The organism is Streptococcus sp. HMSC34B10 (assembly GCF_001839505.1).
Taxonomy (GTDB): domain Bacteria; phylum Bacillota; class Bacilli; order Lactobacillales; family Streptococcaceae; genus Streptococcus; species Streptococcus peroris.
Map to the genome: position 1 here is coordinate 310156 of NZ_KV841556.1, position 16347 is coordinate 326502.

Consider the following 16347-nt stretch of genomic DNA (forward strand, 5'->3'; position numbering starts at 1 on the left):
ATTCTTATGAATCTGAAAACAAATGTGATAAATTAGGATTGTAAATTTACTGAATCGTTTTCAAATAACATATAAAAGCGCTTTTTGTAAATGACAATATTAATTTAAGGAGAGTTATACTTATGACTCAAGGAAAAATTACTGCATCTGCAGCGATGCTTAATGTATTGAAAACCTGGGGCGTAGATACTATCTACGGTATTCCATCAGGAACACTTAGCTCCCTAATGGACGCTTTGGCTGAAGACAAAGATATCCGTTTCTTGCAAGTTCGTCACGAAGAAACTGGTGCACTTGCAGCGGTTATGCAAGCTAAATTTGGTGGCTCTATCGGGGTTGCAGTTGGTTCAGGTGGACCTGGTGCGACTCACTTGATCAATGGTGTTTACGATGCAGCTATGGATAACACTCCATTTCTTGCTATTCTTGGATCACGTCCAGTTAACGAGTTGAACTTGGATGCCTTCCAAGAGCTTAACCAAAACCCAATGTACAACGGTATCGCTGTTTACAACAAACGTGTAGCTTACGCAGAACAATTGCCAAAAGTCATTGACGAAGCTTGCCGTGCTGCCGTTTCTAAAAAAGGTCCAGCTGTTGTTGAAATTCCAGTAAACTTTGGTTTCCAAGAAATCGACGAAAACTCATACTACGGTTCAGGTTCATACGAACGTTCATTTATCGCTCCTGCTTTGAATGAAACTGAAATTGACAAAGCAGTTGAAATCTTGAACAATGCTGAACGTCCAGTTATCTATGCTGGTTACGGTGGTGTGAAAGCTGGTGAAGTGATTACTGAATTGTCACGTAAAATCAAAGCACCAATCATCACAACTGGTAAAAACTTCGAAGCTTTCGAATGGAACTACGAAGGTTTGACAGGTTCTGCTTACCGTGTTGGTTGGAAACCAGCCAACGAAGTGGTCTTTGAAGCAGACACAGTTCTTTTCCTTGGTTCAAACTTCCCATTTGCTGAAGTTTACGAAGCATTCAAGAACACTGAAAAATTCATCCAAGTGGATATCGACCCTTACAAACTTGGTAAACGTCACGCCCTTGACGCTTCAATCCTTGGTGATGCAGGTCAAGCAGCTAAAGCTATCTTTGATAAAGTAAACCCAGTTGAGTCTACTCCATGGTGGCGTGCAAACGTGAAGAACAACCAAAACTGGCGCGATTACATGAACAAACTCGAAGGTAAAACTGAGGGTGAATTGCAATTGTATCAAGTTTACAATGCAATCAACAAACATGCTGATCAAGACGCTATTTACTCAATCGACGTAGGTGACACTACTCAAACATCTACTCGTCACCTTCACATGACACCTAAGAACATGTGGCGTACATCTCCACTCTTTGCGACAATGGGTATTGCCCTTCCTGGTGGTATCGCTGCTAAGAAAGACAATCCAGATCGCCAAGTATGGAACATCATGGGTGACGGTGCATTCAACATGTGCTACCCAGACGTTATCACAAACGTTCAATACGACCTTCCAGTTATCAACGTTGTCTTCTCAAATGGTAAATATGCCTTCATCAAGGACAAATACGAAGACACAAACAAACACTTGTTTGGTTGTGACTTCTCTAATGCTGACTATGCGAAAATCGCTGAAGCGCAAGGTGCTGTAGGATTTACAGTTGACCGTATCGAAGATATCGATGCTGTTGTTGCAGAAGCTGTGAAACTCAACAAAGAAGGTAAAACTGTTGTTATCGATGCTCATATCACTCCACATCGTCCACTTCCAGTAGAAGTACTTGAGTTGGATCCAAAACAACACTCAGAAGAAGCTATCAAAGCCTTCAAGGAAAAATACGAAGCAGAAGAACTCGTACCATTCCGCCTCTTCTTGGAAGAAGAAGGATTGCAATCACGCGCAATTAAATAATTCCTCTCGTCGAAAATCAAATGTAAACATTGTAGATTTTATACTTTGATTTTCATAGAGAGAATCTTAAAAGACCGGGGAAATCCGGTCTTTTTATGGAGGACAGTAAATGAATTTAAATCAATTGGATATCATCGTTTTAAATGTTCCCCAAGTCTGTGCTGACTTGGAGCGTATTTTGGATAAGAAGGCAGACTATGTTGATAACAGTTTTGCTCAGTTCACGATTGGCAGTCACTGTCTTATGTTCTCACAAAGCCATTTGATACCTCTGGAAAATTTTCAGTCAGGAATCATCCTACACATTGAAGTTGAAGATTTGGAACAGAATCAAAAGCGGTTAAAAGAGATTGGTACCGAGATTTTACACGGTCCTTGTGAAACGGATTGGGGTACAGAGTCCTTATTAGTTAAAGGCCCTGCTGGTCTAGTCATTGATTTTTATCGTATGAAATAGGATGCTAGTCATTTGAAGTTAACCTTAATGATTCTTAAAACAGAATGTGCGAATATGAACTATTGAAAGATCGGAGCAATCCGGTCTTTTTTTTCTTGTCTTTTTTGTTAAATTTGTTAAAATAGCTTCATAACAATATTCTAAGGAGAAAAAAATGCCCACAATTTTCTTTCTATTATTTGGTTTAATGGTTTTAGGCTTTGCTGCCTTCACCTATTTCATGTTCGACATTTTTATCTTTAGTAATTACAGAAATGCCAAGAGATGCACCGAAAGAACGGAAGGAGTTATTATCCGATATTCCTATGCTCTTTATAACGGGATTAGTCTCCCAGTGGTTGAGTACACTGTTGATGGGAACCGATACAAGGTTTTAGGGCCGAAATTTCTATATGCGATTTCAAATACAATCAGTACTCCCTTGGGGTCAATCGTATCTGATGTCAAAATGGATAATTTTGAAGATGGGGAAATTCCTCAGGTTTTAAGATACAAGATTTATAGGAACAGTTTCATCTCTTTAACAAAATCACCTTTAATGGAACGATTCCCAATTGGTGGAAATGTAACTGTTTATTATGACCCTAAAAAACCAAAACATTCCTATGTAGAAAGACCTTTAAAACCAGGTCGTTATGCATGGTTGACTAAATGTTTAGTTTATTTCCTTGTTTTTCTGATGGTTGCTCTAGCTTTCTTTATCATGTTAATTCTTCCAAATCTTATGAACTAATAGTTTCTTGTAGATTTATCAAAAGTATGAAATCCATATCGTTACTATTTTTACAAAATCTTCTCCCTAATTTATAAGATATGAAAAAGAGTTCAACTAGAACTCTTTTTTTGCTATAATGAGGGGAGAAAAATCAGACAGGAGAATAAGATGTCAGAACCATTATTTTTACAATCAGTTATGCAAGAAAAAATTTGGGGTGGGACTAAACTACGTGATGAGTTTGGCTACGACATTCCTAGTGAAAAAATCGGAGAATATTGGGCAATCTCAGCTCATCCAAATGGAGTATCTAAGGTAGCCAATGGCCGCTATCAAGGAACAGATCTCGCTACTTTGTATGCGGAACACCGTGAGTTATTTGGCAACCGTCCAGAGTCAGTATTTCCACTCTTGACTAAAATCCTTGATGCCAATGACTGGCTCAGTGTCCAAGTTCATCCAGACGATGCTTATGGACTAGAGCATGAAGGCGAACTTGGAAAGACAGAGTGCTGGTACATCATCGCTGCAGATGAGGGTTCAGAGATTATCTATGGTCACACTGCTAAGTCAAAAGAAGAACTCCGTCAGCAAATCGAGGATAAGAACTGGGATGCCTTGCTGACAAAGATTCCTGTTAAGGCTGGAGATTTCTTCTATGTACCAAGTGGAACCATGCATGCTATCGGTGCAGGTATCTTAATCCTTGAAACGCAACAGTCTAGTGATACCACCTACCGAGTTTATGATTTTGATCGCAAGGATGACAATGGCAACTTACGCGAGCTTCACCTCGAAAAATCCATCGATGTTTTAAATATTGGTGAGCCAGCTAACAGCCGTCCTGTGACTGTCAAAGCAGATGATTTGCGTTCGACTTTACTTGTTTCTAATGATTTCTTTGCAGTTTACAAGTGGGAAATCACAGGAAAAGTTGAATTTGAGAAGACGGCTGACTACAGCTTGTTTAGCGTCTTAGCTGGTCAAGGGAAACTGACTGTAGACGGAAAAGACTATCCAATTCAAAAAGGTAGCCACTTTATCCTTCCAAGTGATGTTGAAGCTTGGACCTTGGAAGGATCAGATTTAGAATTGATTGTAAGCCATCCATAATAAAAAAGGCTTGAGAGATATTCTCAAGTCTTTTTTTTGTATTTACATAAATTGGGCGATAAAGACCACAATGATGATAATTGGGATGATGAAACGAAGTAGGAAGAGCCAGACTTGGAAAAGTCCTTGTTTCCATGGTGTTTCATCAAGATGCAATTCCTCCATAGCGAGTGTTTTTTTAAAGATATAGCCTGTAAAGAGGGACAAGCAAAGGGCACCAAAAGGCATGAGGAGATTGGAAACCAAGAAATCCATGGCATCAAAGAAGGTTTTCCCAAAGATATGGACATCAGTCATCACACCATGTGATAGAGCTGAAGGAATACCAAAGACAAAAGTTAAAACTCCTAAAATCATACTCCACTTGGCACGCTTACGATTGTCTTGGTTGGTGATGTTACCAACGTTGATCTCAAGCATAACGACTGAAGAGGTTATCGTCGCAAAGATGAAAAGCAAGAGAAAGAGAATATAGAAAATCGTACCTAAAGGCATCTTGTCAAAGAGTTGTGGTAAAACGATAAAGAGGAGACTCGGTCCACCTTCAGATTGGATATTAAAGGCTGACATAGCAGGGAAAATCGCAAGTCCCGCCATGATAGAAACTGAGATGTTCAAGGCTACGATGGAAATTCCTGATTGAACCAGATTGGTCTTCTTATCCAAGTAAGAAGCGTAGGTCAGCATGGCTGTAACTCCAAGGGACAGGGCAAAGAAAGATTGCCCTAGGGCATAAAGTAGTCCAGCACTTGTCAGTTTTGAAAAGTCCGGTTTGAGGAAGTATTTGACCCCTTCCATAGCGTTTGGCAAACTAAGAGAACGCCCGATAATAACAACAAAGATAATAAAGAGTAGGGGCATCATAACCTTAGATGCTCTTTCAATCCCTTTTTGAACACCGTGTGATACTATGAAAATATTCAAGAAAATGAAGAATGCTTGGGCTCCAAGCGCAATGACTGGATTCGAAATGATGGAAGAGAATTGCTGAGCATAATCTCCATTACCAATCAGGTGGAATAATCTCCCAATCTTGATACCAAGGTATACCAGAATCCAACCTCCAATGACACTATAAAATGAGAGAAGGATGAAAAGGGCGAAGGCACCAATCCAACCAATAAAGTTGTACTTTTGATTGTTTCCAAGCTTGCCAAAGGTTTTGATTGCTGATACGCCAGCGCTTCGACCAAGAGCAAATTCAGCCAGTAAGAGAGGAAATCCAATCAACAGTGTCGAAATGAGAAAGACCAGTAAAAATCCTCCTCCACCATTAGTTGCAGTCATGTAAGGAAACTTCCAAACAGCTCCAAGACCAATAGCAGAACCAGCAGATGCAAGGATGAAGCCCAGTTTTGATCCCCATTGCGATTTTTCAGACATCGTTAAAACTCCAATCTATTTTTAAAATAAGAAAAGGCTACTTGAAATCGTCAAATAGCCTTCTCTCAATTGCTCTGAATGAGCTTTTTATTTGATTGATAGACTTGATTATCCTATCATGATTTTTGAAGTCTGTCAAGAAAGCGATTATCATATTTTCATAAAAAATATGATAAAATACTTGACTCTACCCTAAGGTAAGGGGATATACTATTCATGTGAGGAGGAAATCATGTACCATATCAAAGAAGCTGCTCAACTTTCAGGTGTCTCCGTCAAGACCCTGCATCACTATGACAAGATAGGACTCTTGGTTCCGTTAAAGTCAGAAAATGGCTATCGAACCTATAGTCAGGATGATTTGGAACGACTTCAGGTCATTCTTTATTACAAATATCTAGGCTTTTCTTTAGAAAAAATAGCAGAGCTATTGAAGGAAGAAAAGACGGACTTGTTACCACATTTGGCAAGACAGTTGGATTACCTGACTCGAGAAAGACAACATCTGGATACCTTAATTTCAACCTTACAGAAAACCATTCAAGAACAGAAAGGAGAAAGAAAAATGACCATTCAAGAAAAATTCACTGGATTTAGCTATCAAGACAATCAAAAATACCACCAAGAGGCGGTAGACAAGTATGGCCAAGAAGTTATGGATCAAGCCCTTGAGCGTCAAAAAGGACGAGAGGATGAGGCTGCAACAGCCTTTAATCAAGTCTTTCAAAGCTTAGCTCAAAATCTCAAAGATGGTCTGCCGATAACAGCATCTGAAAACCAAGAGGAAGCAACCAAGCTCTTGCAAGCTATTCGTACTTATGGATTTGACTGCTCTATGGAGGTCTTCGGTTATATCGGCCAAGGATATGTCTATAATCCAGAGTTCAAGGAAAACATTGATAAATTTGGACCTGGAACAGCTCAATACACTTCAGATGTTATTGCCCACTATGTTCGAACTCAGACAAAATAAAAATCGGCGGAGTAATCTCTGCCGATTTCTTACTTTTAAGTTTAGTCAAAATGCAAGCTTCCTGCCACCCAGCCGGTACAGAGGGCGGAAGTGATGTTAAAGCCACCTGTGTGGGCATTGATATCTAGTACCTCGCCAGCAAAGTGAAGTCCAGGAACCAATTTACTTTCCAGTGTTTTAGGATTGATTTCCTTGAGACTAACACCTCCTTTGGTCACAAAGGATTTAGCCAAGGACATCTTACCAGTCACAGGAATTTTGAGAGCCTTGATAGATTGGACAAGCTGGTCACGTTCTTTTTCAGTTAGCTGTTTGACTTTTTCTGGGTAGCCTTGCCCAGAGAATTCTGCCAAGCGTTCTGGGAGCAAAGTATTCAAGGCGTTTTTCAAGGATTTTTCACGGTTTTCTTCTAGAAAATTTACTAAGTCACTTTCAGAAAGTTGTGGCAAGACATCTAAAGAGAGGATTTCACCACCCTTGATAAAGCTTGACATACGTAGAGCAGCAGGGCCTGATAAACCAAAGTGGGTAAAGAGCAGATCATGAGTAATGACGTGCTTGCCATAGCTTAGAGTCACATCATCTAGAGAAATTCCCTGCAAGGCCTTGTGTGGGAAATCCGTCAATAAGGGACTCTCGGCCGCCTCAAGTTCGGTGATGGTATGTTTGAAATGACGCGCAATCTCATGACCAAAACCAGTAGAGCCAGTAGAAGGATAAGATTTGCCACCTGTTGTGACAATGAGTTTATCACAAGTGAAGGTCTGGTCTGCTGACTTAAGGACAAACTGGTCGTCGATCTTTTTTACAGAAACAATCTCTGTTTGAGTCATGACTTGTCCGCCTAGCTCCGTGATTTTCTTTTCCAGTGCTTCGATAATGGTCCGAGATTTGTCACTGGCTGGAAAGACGCGTCCATGGTCTTCTACTTTTAGTTTGACCCCATTTTCCGTGAAAAAATTAATGATATCATGGTTATCGAACTGGGAGAAGACGCTGTAAAGAAAGCGCCCATTTCCGGGAATGCCGGCTAATAGGTCATCTAGGGTTCCATTGTTGGTGACGTTGCAACGACCACCACCAGTTCCGGCTAATTTTTTTCCAAGTTTTCGATTTTTTTCGATGAGAAGCGTTTTCTGCCCGTAAAAGCTACTGGAAATAGTAGCCATCATTCCAGCAGGACCACCTCCGATGACAATCGTATCAAAATGTTTCATAGAAATATTGTACCATAAAAAAACAAGAGATGATAAGTCATCTCTTGTCTGATTTATTAGTTGATTTCATATCCCATGAGAAGACCACCCTCTTCAGCATAAAAACTACAAAGTCCAGAAGTTGGAATGATTTTAATATTTGCTGCTGGGAATTTTTCACGCAAAAGCTCTGAGAGCTGTTGGCAGAATTTTTCATTGCTGCGGTGAGCCATGACGATACGCCCACCAGCATAGCCAGCTTTAATTAACTCTTCATAGGCAGCTTGAAGAGACTTTTTAGCACCACGAGCTTTTTGGAGTAGTTCTAAGGTTCCGGTTTCACTTGCTTCGCCCACCATACGAATATTGAGAAGTCCAACAACTGTTCCAATCAGTTTGCTTAAGCGTCCGTTTTTAACAAGGTTATCAACTTTAGCAAGAACGAACAACAACTTGGTTTTTTCTTGATAAGTAGTAATAACTTCAACGACTTCTTCAAAAGAAAGTCCTTGGTTGATCAAGTCATTGATTTTCTCAACAATTAAGTCAACCTCCCCACCAGCAGACAAACTATCAATAACATGAATCTGTGCGTCAGGGTGTTCTTCGAGATAAATATTCTTTGCTAATTGAGCACTATTGTGGCTACCAGACAGAGTTCCAGTGATAGTTACTACAAAAATATGTTTGGCACCTTCGAATGCTCTTAAATAATCATCTGGACTAGGGCAGGCTGATTTAGAAGCTTCAGAAGTAGCATACATGGTTTCCATCATCTGATCAATATCCAGATTGGCATCATCGGTAAATACTGTATCTGCTACCTGAATCGTTAATGGGACACTGACAAACTCAGTATCAGAAGCAAGGTTTGCCAGTTGGCGATAATCACAACCAGAGTCAGCTACAATCTTCCAAGTCATAGAAATTCTCCATCTTTATCACTTATACATTGACAAAGGTTCTGTCTTTTTTTACAATTATATCATGAAAGCCCTTGAAACAAAAGTAGTACCTCTCTGTTGTCACAAGTAGAAAGAAATTGTTATGTCTGAACGTAAAATATCTGAAAAATCGCTTGAGAACCTAAGAAAATCAAATCAAGAATCTAATTTGCTAACCAGAGAAGCGATTGAAACAGCTCTTTTGCAACTCTTGGAGAAAAAGGAGTTAGCTAAGATTAGCATTTCTGAGTTAGTTAAGCGTGCTGGCGTTTCTCGTGCAGCCTTTTATCGAAACTATGAATCCAAAGAAGAGATTTTAGAAAGTGTCTTTAAGCGGAGCGTCCATAACATCATGGAGCAATTGAGCCATTACGATGTCAAAACAGACCTTTATCTGGTTTGGGTTCACCTCTTTCGAGAAGCCAAGAAAGAAGCTAAGGTTATTCAACTTGCCCTAGATTATCACTTAGAAAAAATCTTTGTGCAAGCTATGCAAGAATTTTTAGAAAAATATTATGGAAAATCTAAAGGAGTCAGTAGCTATCTGCATTCTTTTTGGAGTTCCGCTATCGTATCGGTTTTACTTAAATGGATCAAGGATGGGATGAAGGTTCCTGCTGAAAAAATCGCAGATTTGCGCTTGCCATTTTTTAAAAAATAAATCAAGAGGAAAGAAGCTATGATAGAGAAAAGACTGGCTTGGGATGAGTATTTTGCTGCTCAAGCTTTATTGATTGCTAATCGTTCAACTTGTAAACGTGCTAAGGTAGGGGCCGTTTTAGTCAAGGATAACAAGGTTATTTCAACAGGTTATAATGGATCTGTATCAGGAACAGAGCATTGTATTGACCATGATTGCCTAGTGATTGAAGGCCACTGTGTGCGCACTCTTCATGCAGAGGTAAATGCTATTTTGCAAGGGGCAGAGCGTGGCGTTCCAAAAGGTTTCACAGCCTATGTTACTCATTTTCCATGTCTCAACTGCACCAAGCAATTGTTACAAGTTGGCTGTGAGCGGGTCGTTTATATTAACCAATATCGAATGGATGACTATGCCCAACACCTTTATCATGAAAAAGGAACAGAGTTGACTCATCTACCACTTGAAACAGTTCAGCTAGCCATTAAGGAAACTGACCTGATATAGAATATGAAAAAACAAATGGTTTAGAAAGATTTTTAAACCATTTTTTGGTATAATTAGAAGAACAAATTGAAAGTAGGATACGCATAAATGGCAAAACTTGAAGTCATCAATCACCCATTGATTCAACACAAATTATCAATCTTACGTCGTACAGATACCTCAACAAAAGCTTTTCGTGAATTAGTTAATGAAATAGCCATGTTGATGGGGTATGAAGTTCTTCGTGATCTTCCTTTAGAAGATGTAGAAATTGAAACACCTATTACTAAGACTGTACAAAAACAGATTGCTGGTAAAAAACTAGCAATTGTCCCAATCTTGCGAGCGGGTATCGGGATGGTTGATGGATTATTAAGCTTAGTACCAGCTGCTAAAGTGGGCCATATTGGTATGTACCGTGATGAAGAAACACTTCAACCAGTCGAATACTTGGTAAAATTACCTGAAGATATCAATCAACGTCAAGTTTTTGTGGTTGATCCAATGCTTGCAACTGGTGGTTCAGCAATCTTGGCTGTTGATTCCCTCAAAAAGCGTGGGGCTTCAAACATTAAGTTTGTCTGCCTTGTCTCTGCTCCAGAAGGAGTAAAAGCTCTTCAAGAGGCTCACCCAGATGTTGAAATCTTTACAGCAGCCTTGGATGAACATTTGAACGAACACGGATACATCGTTCCAGGTCTTGGTGACGCTGGGGACCGTTTGTTCGGAACTAAATAAGATTCTAAGCTTACACTAAATCTGATAATTGGTTTTAGTTTCGAAAGAAGGTTGAATTTTTGTATCTGTCTAAAAGAATAGAGCAAAATTTTGACCTTTTTTGACTAAAAAGATATAATAATCCTGTATCGAGTCGTTTGACTAAGAAATATTGAAATCAGAAGGAGAAATGAATGATTCCTGTAGTTATTGAACAAACAAGTCGTGGAGAACGTTCATATGATATATACTCACGCCTTTTAAAAGATCGTATCATCATGTTGACTGGACCAGTTGAAGACAATATGGCGAACTCAGTTATTGCCCAGTTGCTTTTCTTGGATGCTCAAGATAGCACAAAAGATATCTACCTTTATGTAAATACTCCTGGGGGTTCTGTATCAGCTGGTTTGGCAATTGTAGATACCATGAACTTTATCAAGGCAGATGTCCAAACTATCGTTATGGGGATGGCTGCATCCATGGGAACAATTATTGCATCAAGTGGAGCAAAAGGTAAACGCTTCATGCTTCCAAATGCTGAATACATGATTCACCAACCAATGGGTGGTACAGGTGGCGGAACGCAACAGTCAGACATGGCTATTGCTGCTGAACACTTACTCAAAACCCGTAAGAATTTAGAGCAAATTCTTGCAGATAATTCTGGTAAATCAGTTGAGCAAATCCATGTAGATGCTGAACGTGATTACTGGATGAGTGCTCAAGAAACTCTTGAATATGGATTTATCGATGAAATTATGGCCAATAATTCTTTGAATTAATCTACTAAAGCAAACTCGACTGAGTTTGCTTTTTTTGCTATAATGGGATAAAGATTCTTTAGAAAGTGGATTTACTATGTTTGAAAAAGAGAGCCGGTCTGGCTTGATTGTCTACCTTTATTATAATCGTGATGCCAAAAAACTTCAAAGTTACGGCGATATTTGTTATCATTCAAAAAAACATCGTTATGTACAATTATATGCACCTACTCAAGAGATAGAAGAGATAGCCAATCGTTTGGAAAAAGAAAAATTTATTAAGGATGTTCGATTGTGTCATATCCAAGAATTGGAGATGCCATTTGTTGGAAGTCTTTATAAATATAAAGAAAACGTTATCATTGAATAAATTGAGTTATATGAGTTGACAATTGTCAGATAATTCGGTATATTCTTAACATATAAATGAATTATGAATTCAAAAAGGAGATAAACATGAAGAAAAAATTTGCATTCTCACTTGTAGCTCTTGCAAGTGTAGCAGTTCTTGCTGCGTGTGGTGAAGTAAAATCAGGTGCATCAAATGCAACTGGTAATACAATTGGAGATACGATTAAAGTTGGTTTCAACTTTGAGGAAACTGGAGCAGTAGCGGCCTACGGAACATCTGAACAAAAAGGTGCTCAACTTGCTGTTGATGAAATCAACGCGGCTGGTGGTGTTGACGGTAAAAAAATCGAAGTAGTTGATAAAGATAATAAATCTGAAACAGCTGAAGCTGCGTCTGTTACAACTAACCTTGTAACTCAATCAAAAGTATCAGTAGTTGTCGGACCTGCTACATCAGGTGCAACTGCTGCATCTGTAGCAAATGCTACTAAAGCAGCAGTTCCATTGATTTCACCTAGTGCTACTCAAGATGGACTTACAAAAGGTCAAGACTACCTTTTCATTGGTACCTTCCAAGATAGCTACCAAGGAAAGATTATCTCAAACTATGTTTCAAACAAATTGAACGCTAAGAAAGTTGTCTTGTATTCTGATAACTCAAGCGATTACGCTAAGGGTGTTGCAAAAGCCTTCCGTGATTCTTATCAAGGCGAAATTGTTGCAGACGAAACCTTCGTATCAGGAGATACAGATTTCCAAGCAGCTTTGACAAAAATTAAAGACAAAGATTTTGATGCGATTGTCTTGCCAGGGTACTACACAGAAGCTGGTAAAATTGTAAACCAAGCTCGTGGTATGGGAATCAATAAACCAATCATCGGTGGTGATGGCTTCAATGGTGAAGAGTTTGTTCAACAAGCAACTGCTGAACGCGCATCAAATATCTACTTCATCTCAGGATTCTCAACTACTGTTGATGTTTCAGATAAAGCAAAAGCCTTCCTTGAAGCTTACCGTGCAAAATACAACGAAGATCCTTCAACATTTGCAGCTCTTGCTTATGACTCAGTTTACCTTGTAGCTAACGCAGCAAAAGGTGCAAAAACTTCAGTTGATCTCAAGAACAACCTTGCTAAAACACAAAACTTCGAAGGTGTTACAGGCCAAACAAGCTTTGATGCAGATCACAACACTGTGAAAACAGCCTTCATGATGACCATGAATAATGGTAAAGTAGAAGCGGCAGAAGTCGTAAAACCTTAATTTTATAGATATCGTAAATGGGGAATGAGCTTTTACTCACTCCCTGTTTCGGTGTTTATAAAGGGATTATTTTTTTATATAAATCCTAAGAAAAATAATTAGAAAGAGTGAACCATATGCTTCAACAACTTGTCAATGGTTTGATCCTAGGGAGTGTTTATGCGCTGCTAGCCTTGGGTTATACCATGGTTTATGGAATTATCAAACTCATTAACTTTGCCCACGGTGATATCTACATGATGGGTGCTTTCATGGGTTATTTCTTGATTAATTCCCTACAATTAAATTTCTTTTTAGCTTTAATTTTATCGATGATTGGTTCAGCCATTCTCGGTGTTATCATTGAGTTTCTAGCTTATCGCCCACTGCGTCATTCAACTCGTATCTCTGTACTGATTACAGCTATCGGGGTATCCTTCTTATTGGAATATGGAATGGTCTATCTGGTGGGTGCCAATACACGTGCCTTCCCTCAAGCAATCCAAACTGTACGATACGACTTGGGGCCAATTAGTCTTACTAATATCCAATTGTTGATTTTGACTGTCTCGATTGTCTTAATGATTCTTTTGCAACTTATCGTACAAAAAACCAAGATGGGGAAAGCTATGCGTGCCGTTTCTGTAGATAGCGATGCAGCTCAGTTGATGGGGATTAATGTAAATCGCACTATCAGTTTTACTTTCGCATTAGGTTCAGCTCTGGCTGGGGCAGCAGGTGTCTTGATTGCCCTTTATTACAACTCTCTCGAACCATTGATGGGAATGACTCCAGGTATTAAATCTTTCGTTGCTGCCGTTCTTGGTGGTATCGGTATCATCCCTGGTGCAGCTCTTGGAGGTTTTGTAATTGGTCTATTGGAAACATTCGCAACGGCCTTTGGTATGTCTGATTTCCGTGATGCGATTGTGTTTGGAATCTTATTGTTGATCTTGATTGTAAGACCAGCAGGTATTCTTGGTAAAAATGTGAAAGAGAAGGTGTAAGCCATGAAACAAAATTTAAAAGCAAATTTAGCCTGGCTTGGTCTTTTGGTCGCAGGTTTTATCTTGATCCAAGTTTTAGTTTTAGCCGGGGTCCTCAATCTTTTCTATATCCAGATTTTAGAACAAATCGGTATTAATATTATCCTTGCTGTTGGTCTGAACCTCATCGTTGGTTTCTCAGGTCAGTTTTCACTGGGACATGCTGGGTTTATGGCAATTGGTGCCTATGCTGCAGCTATTATCGGATCTAAATCTCCTACTTATGGTGCTTTCTTTGGAGCAATGTTGCTAGGAGCCTTGATATCTGGAGCTGTTGCTTTGATTGTCGGAATTCCAACGCTTCGCTTAAAAGGTGATTATCTTGCTGTTGCAACTCTGGGTGTTGCAGAAATTATTCGTATTTTCATCATAAACGGTGGAAGTCTTACTAATGGTGCTGCTGGGATTTTAGGAATTCCAAATTTCACAAGCTGGCCAATGGTTTATATTTTTGCAGTCCTTACGACGATAGCGACTTTGAATTTTCTTCGTAGTCCGATTGGGAGAACGACCTTATCTGTTCGTGAAGACGAAATTGCAGCAGAGTCTGTAGGTGTCAATACCACTAAAATTAAAATCATTGCCTTTGTTTTCGGAGCCATTACAGCAAGTATTGCAGGTTCTCTCCAAGCTGGATTTATCGGTTCTGTAGTTCCAAAGGATTATACCTTTATCAGCTCCATCAATATCTTGATTATCGTCGTATTTGGTGGCTTAGGATCAATTACAGGGTCAATTGTTGCTGCTATTGTTCTTGGAATTTTGAATATGCTTCTCCAAGATGTGGCTAGCGTTCGTATGATTATTTATGCTCTGGCTTTGGTACTTGTTATGATTTTCAGACCAGGTGGTCTTCTTGGAACATGGGAATTAAGTCTGTCACGCCTCTTTAAAAAAGGTAAGAAGGAGGGACAAAACTAATGGCATTACTTGAAGTAAAAAATTTAACCAAGCATTTTGGTGGTTTAACGGCTGTTGGAGATGTAACTCTTGAATTAAATGAAGGGGAACTTGTTGGCTTGATTGGTCCAAATGGAGCTGGTAAAACAACTCTTTTCAACTTGTTGACAGGAGTTTATGAACCAAGTGAAGGGACAGTAACCTTGGATGGACATTTATTAAATGGGAAACAGCCCTATAAGATTGCCTCTCTAGGACTTAGCCGCACCTTCCAAAATATTCGCCTCTTTAAGGATTTGACAGTTTTAGAGAATGTTTTGATTGCTTTTAGCAATCATCATAAAAAGCATGTTTTGGCTAGTTTCTTCCGTTTACCTGCCTATTACAAGAACGAAGAAGAACTAGAAACAAAAGCGATGGACTTGCTGAAGATTTTTGAACTCGATAAGGATGCTCAAACTCTTGCCAAAAATCTTGCTTATGGCCAACAACGTCGTTTGGAAATTGTTCGTGCCCTTGCTACAGAACCTAAAATTCTCTTTTTGGATGAGCCTGCAGCGGGTATGAATCCACAAGAAACTGCAGAATTGACTGAGTTGATTCGTCGCATCAAGAATGAATTCAACATTACTATCATGCTGATTGAACATGATATGAACTTGGTCATGGAAGTTACTGAGCGTATCTACGTCCTTGAGTACGGTCGCTTGATTGCACATGGAACTCCAGAAGAAATTAAGAGCAATAAACGAGTTATCGAAGCTTATCTAGGAGGTGAAGTCTAATGTCTATGTTAAAAGTTGAAAACCTCTCAGTACACTACGGTATGATTCAAGCTGTACGTGATGTGAGCTTTGAAGTCAATGAAGGAGAAGTTGTTTCCCTCATCGGTGCTAATGGAGCTGGTAAAACAACCATTCTTCGTACCTTGTCAGGCCTTGTTCGTCCAAGTTCTGGTCGAATTGAGTTTTTGGGGCAAGAAATCCAAAAGATGCCTGCACAAAAGATTGTGGCATCAGGACTTTCTCAAGTACCAGAAGGACGTCATGTCTTCCCTGGTTTGACTGTTTTGGAAAATTTGGAGATGGGTGCCTTTCTAAAGAAAAATCGAGAAGAAAACCAAGCAAATCTAAAAAAAGTCTTTTCACGTTTTCCACGTTTGGAAGAACGAAAAAACCAAGATGCAGCTACCCTCTCTGGTGGTGAACAGCAGATGCTTGCTATGGGACGTGCGCTCATGTCAACACCGAAACTTCTTTTGTTAGACGAACCATCAATGGGACTTGCTCCGATTTTTATCCAAGAAATTTTTGATATTATCCAGGATATCCAAAAACAAGGAACAACCGTTCTCTTGATTGAACAAAATGCCAATAAAGCACTTGCTATTGCAGATAGAGGCTATGTACTTGAAACAGGAAAGATTGTCCTATCAGGAACAGGAAAAGAACTCGCAGCATCAGACGAAGTCAGAAAAGCATATCTAGGTGGCTAAAAAGGTCTAGGGGACCTTTTTAGTCGG

Annotated in this window: 18 protein-coding genes; 15 read left to right on the forward strand and 3 right to left on the reverse strand. The window is 39.4% G+C overall.

What is annotated here, in order from left to right; translation table 11 throughout:
* The first annotated feature begins 122 nt into the window (after positions 1 to 122).
* The 4 genes from spxB to manA all read left to right on the forward strand — a co-directional run bounded on the left by spxB (position 123) and on the right by manA (position 4183).
* A complete protein-coding gene (gene spxB / locus HMPREF3237_RS07115) occupies positions 123 to 1898 on the forward strand; it encodes a pyruvate oxidase (protein ID WP_006145225.1) in 1776 nt (591 codons plus the stop codon).
* 109 nt (positions 1899 to 2007) lie between these two features.
* Positions 2008 to 2355 carry a VOC family protein gene (locus HMPREF3237_RS07120; protein WP_070889332.1) on the forward strand — a complete coding sequence of 116 codons (348 nt, stop codon included), beginning with the start codon at positions 2008 to 2010 and terminating at the stop codon, positions 2353 to 2355.
* A gap of 154 nt (positions 2356 to 2509) precedes the next feature.
* Complete coding sequence (locus tag HMPREF3237_RS07125) at positions 2510 to 3088, forward strand: DUF3592 domain-containing protein (protein WP_070889333.1); 579 nt, start codon at positions 2510 to 2512, stop codon at positions 3086 to 3088.
* Between the two features lie 150 nt (positions 3089 to 3238).
* Positions 3239 to 4183 (forward strand): mannose-6-phosphate isomerase, class I, encoded by a 945-nt coding sequence (gene manA, locus HMPREF3237_RS07130; protein WP_070889334.1) that lies wholly within the window; start codon positions 3239 to 3241, stop codon positions 4181 to 4183.
* 42 nt (positions 4184 to 4225) lie between these two features.
* Here manA and HMPREF3237_RS07135 read toward each other — a convergent pair whose 3' ends face one another.
* Positions 4226 to 5566, reverse strand: a complete 1341-nt coding sequence (locus HMPREF3237_RS07135; RefSeq protein ID WP_070889335.1) for a sodium-dependent transporter — start codon at positions 5564 to 5566, stop codon at positions 4226 to 4228.
* A gap of 232 nt (positions 5567 to 5798) precedes the next feature.
* On the opposite strand from HMPREF3237_RS07135, the gene HMPREF3237_RS07140 reads away from it, so the two are divergent.
* Positions 5799 to 6539 (forward strand): MerR family transcriptional regulator, encoded by a 741-nt coding sequence (locus HMPREF3237_RS07140; protein WP_070889336.1) that lies wholly within the window; start codon positions 5799 to 5801, stop codon positions 6537 to 6539.
* A 41-nt stretch (positions 6540 to 6580) separates the two neighbouring features.
* Here HMPREF3237_RS07140 and HMPREF3237_RS07145 read toward each other — a convergent pair whose 3' ends face one another.
* Together HMPREF3237_RS07145 and HMPREF3237_RS07150 are read right to left on the reverse strand one after the other, a co-directional pair.
* A complete protein-coding gene (locus HMPREF3237_RS07145; protein ID WP_070889337.1) occupies positions 6581 to 7756 on the reverse strand; it encodes an aminoacetone oxidase in 1176 nt (391 codons plus the stop codon).
* 56 nt (positions 7757 to 7812) lie between these two features.
* Positions 7813 to 8658 carry a DegV family protein gene (locus HMPREF3237_RS07150; protein WP_006145236.1) on the reverse strand — a complete coding sequence of 282 codons (846 nt, stop codon included), beginning with the start codon at positions 8656 to 8658 and terminating at the stop codon, positions 7813 to 7815.
* 124 nt (positions 8659 to 8782) lie between these two features.
* Here HMPREF3237_RS07150 and HMPREF3237_RS07155 point away from each other — a divergent pair, with 124 nt between their 5' ends.
* The 10 genes from HMPREF3237_RS07155 (at position 8783) to HMPREF3237_RS07200 (ending at position 16320) form a co-directional block, all read left to right on the forward strand.
* Positions 8783 to 9340, forward strand: a complete 558-nt coding sequence (locus HMPREF3237_RS07155) for a TetR/AcrR family transcriptional regulator (protein WP_070677977.1) — start codon at positions 8783 to 8785, stop codon at positions 9338 to 9340.
* Positions 9341 to 9358: 18 nt separating this feature from the next.
* The gene (locus HMPREF3237_RS07160) at positions 9359 to 9826 is read left to right on the forward strand and encodes a deoxycytidylate deaminase (protein ID WP_070889338.1); all 468 of its coding nucleotides are present in this window, start codon (positions 9359 to 9361) and stop codon (positions 9824 to 9826) included.
* Between the two features lie 87 nt (positions 9827 to 9913).
* Complete coding sequence (upp, locus tag HMPREF3237_RS07165; RefSeq protein ID WP_006145239.1) at positions 9914 to 10543, forward strand: uracil phosphoribosyltransferase; 630 nt, start codon at positions 9914 to 9916, stop codon at positions 10541 to 10543.
* A gap of 173 nt (positions 10544 to 10716) precedes the next feature.
* Positions 10717 to 11307 (forward strand): ATP-dependent Clp protease proteolytic subunit, encoded by a 591-nt coding sequence (locus HMPREF3237_RS07170; protein WP_006145241.1) that lies wholly within the window; start codon positions 10717 to 10719, stop codon positions 11305 to 11307.
* A 76-nt stretch (positions 11308 to 11383) separates the two neighbouring features.
* Positions 11384 to 11656 (forward strand): YlbG family protein, encoded by a 273-nt coding sequence (locus HMPREF3237_RS07175; protein ID WP_006145246.1) that lies wholly within the window; start codon positions 11384 to 11386, stop codon positions 11654 to 11656.
* A gap of 86 nt (positions 11657 to 11742) precedes the next feature.
* Entirely contained in the window at positions 11743 to 12900 is a 1158-nt protein-coding gene (locus HMPREF3237_RS07180; protein WP_070889339.1) for an ABC transporter substrate-binding protein, read from the forward strand.
* A 116-nt stretch (positions 12901 to 13016) separates the two neighbouring features.
* Positions 13017 to 13886: a branched-chain amino acid ABC transporter permease gene (locus HMPREF3237_RS07185; RefSeq protein WP_070889340.1), complete on the forward strand. Its 870-nt coding sequence runs from the start codon at positions 13017 to 13019 to the stop codon at positions 13884 to 13886.
* 3 nt (positions 13887 to 13889) lie between these two features.
* Positions 13890 to 14846, forward strand: a complete 957-nt coding sequence (locus HMPREF3237_RS07190) for a branched-chain amino acid ABC transporter permease (RefSeq protein WP_070889341.1) — start codon at positions 13890 to 13892, stop codon at positions 14844 to 14846.
* Complete coding sequence (locus HMPREF3237_RS07195) at positions 14846 to 15610, forward strand: ABC transporter ATP-binding protein (RefSeq protein WP_070889342.1); 765 nt, start codon at positions 14846 to 14848, stop codon at positions 15608 to 15610. The genes HMPREF3237_RS07190 and HMPREF3237_RS07195 overlap by 1 nt, the downstream gene beginning before the upstream one ends.
* On the forward strand, positions 15610 to 16320 hold the full coding sequence (locus tag HMPREF3237_RS07200; RefSeq protein WP_006151996.1) for an ABC transporter ATP-binding protein: 711 nt from the start codon (positions 15610 to 15612) through the stop codon (positions 16318 to 16320). Before HMPREF3237_RS07195 ends, HMPREF3237_RS07200 begins: the two co-directional genes overlap by 1 nt.
* Positions 16321 to 16347 lie beyond the last annotated feature (27 nt).

Excerpts from the sequence above, each read along its gene's own strand:
- HMPREF3237_RS07150 (WP_006145236.1), bottom strand. The coding sequence starts at position 8,658 with ATGACTTGGAAGATTGTAGCTGACTCTGGTTGTGATTATCGCCAACTG.
- HMPREF3237_RS07170 (WP_006145241.1), top strand. The coding sequence starts at position 10,717 with ATGATTCCTGTAGTTATTGAACAAACAAGTCGTGGAGAACGTTCATAT.
- HMPREF3237_RS07185 (WP_070889340.1), top strand. The coding sequence starts at position 13,017 with ATGCTTCAACAACTTGTCAATGGTTTGATCCTAGGGAGTGTTTATGCG.
- HMPREF3237_RS07120 (WP_070889332.1), top strand. The coding sequence starts at position 2,008 with ATGAATTTAAATCAATTGGATATCATCGTTTTAAATGTTCCCCAAGTC.
- upp (WP_006145239.1), top strand. The coding sequence starts at position 9,914 with ATGGCAAAACTTGAAGTCATCAATCACCCATTGATTCAACACAAATTA.
- HMPREF3237_RS07190 (WP_070889341.1), top strand. The coding sequence starts at position 13,890 with ATGAAACAAAATTTAAAAGCAAATTTAGCCTGGCTTGGTCTTTTGGTC.
- HMPREF3237_RS07160 (WP_070889338.1), top strand. The coding sequence starts at position 9,359 with ATGATAGAGAAAAGACTGGCTTGGGATGAGTATTTTGCTGCTCAAGCT.
- manA (WP_070889334.1), top strand. The coding sequence starts at position 3,239 with ATGTCAGAACCATTATTTTTACAATCAGTTATGCAAGAAAAAATTTGG.
- HMPREF3237_RS07180 (WP_070889339.1), top strand. The coding sequence starts at position 11,743 with ATGAAGAAAAAATTTGCATTCTCACTTGTAGCTCTTGCAAGTGTAGCA.
- HMPREF3237_RS07145 (WP_070889337.1), bottom strand. The coding sequence starts at position 7,756 with ATGAAACATTTTGATACGATTGTCATCGGAGGTGGTCCTGCTGGAATG.
- HMPREF3237_RS07125 (WP_070889333.1), top strand. The coding sequence starts at position 2,510 with ATGCCCACAATTTTCTTTCTATTATTTGGTTTAATGGTTTTAGGCTTT.
- HMPREF3237_RS07140 (WP_070889336.1), top strand. The coding sequence starts at position 5,799 with ATGTACCATATCAAAGAAGCTGCTCAACTTTCAGGTGTCTCCGTCAAG.
- HMPREF3237_RS07200 (WP_006151996.1), top strand. The coding sequence starts at position 15,610 with ATGTCTATGTTAAAAGTTGAAAACCTCTCAGTACACTACGGTATGATT.
- HMPREF3237_RS07195 (WP_070889342.1), top strand. The coding sequence starts at position 14,846 with ATGGCATTACTTGAAGTAAAAAATTTAACCAAGCATTTTGGTGGTTTA.
- HMPREF3237_RS07135 (WP_070889335.1), bottom strand. The coding sequence starts at position 5,566 with ATGTCTGAAAAATCGCAATGGGGATCAAAACTGGGCTTCATCCTTGCA.
- HMPREF3237_RS07155 (WP_070677977.1), top strand. The coding sequence starts at position 8,783 with ATGTCTGAACGTAAAATATCTGAAAAATCGCTTGAGAACCTAAGAAAA.
- HMPREF3237_RS07175 (WP_006145246.1), top strand. The coding sequence starts at position 11,384 with ATGTTTGAAAAAGAGAGCCGGTCTGGCTTGATTGTCTACCTTTATTAT.
- spxB (WP_006145225.1), top strand. The coding sequence starts at position 123 with ATGACTCAAGGAAAAATTACTGCATCTGCAGCGATGCTTAATGTATTG.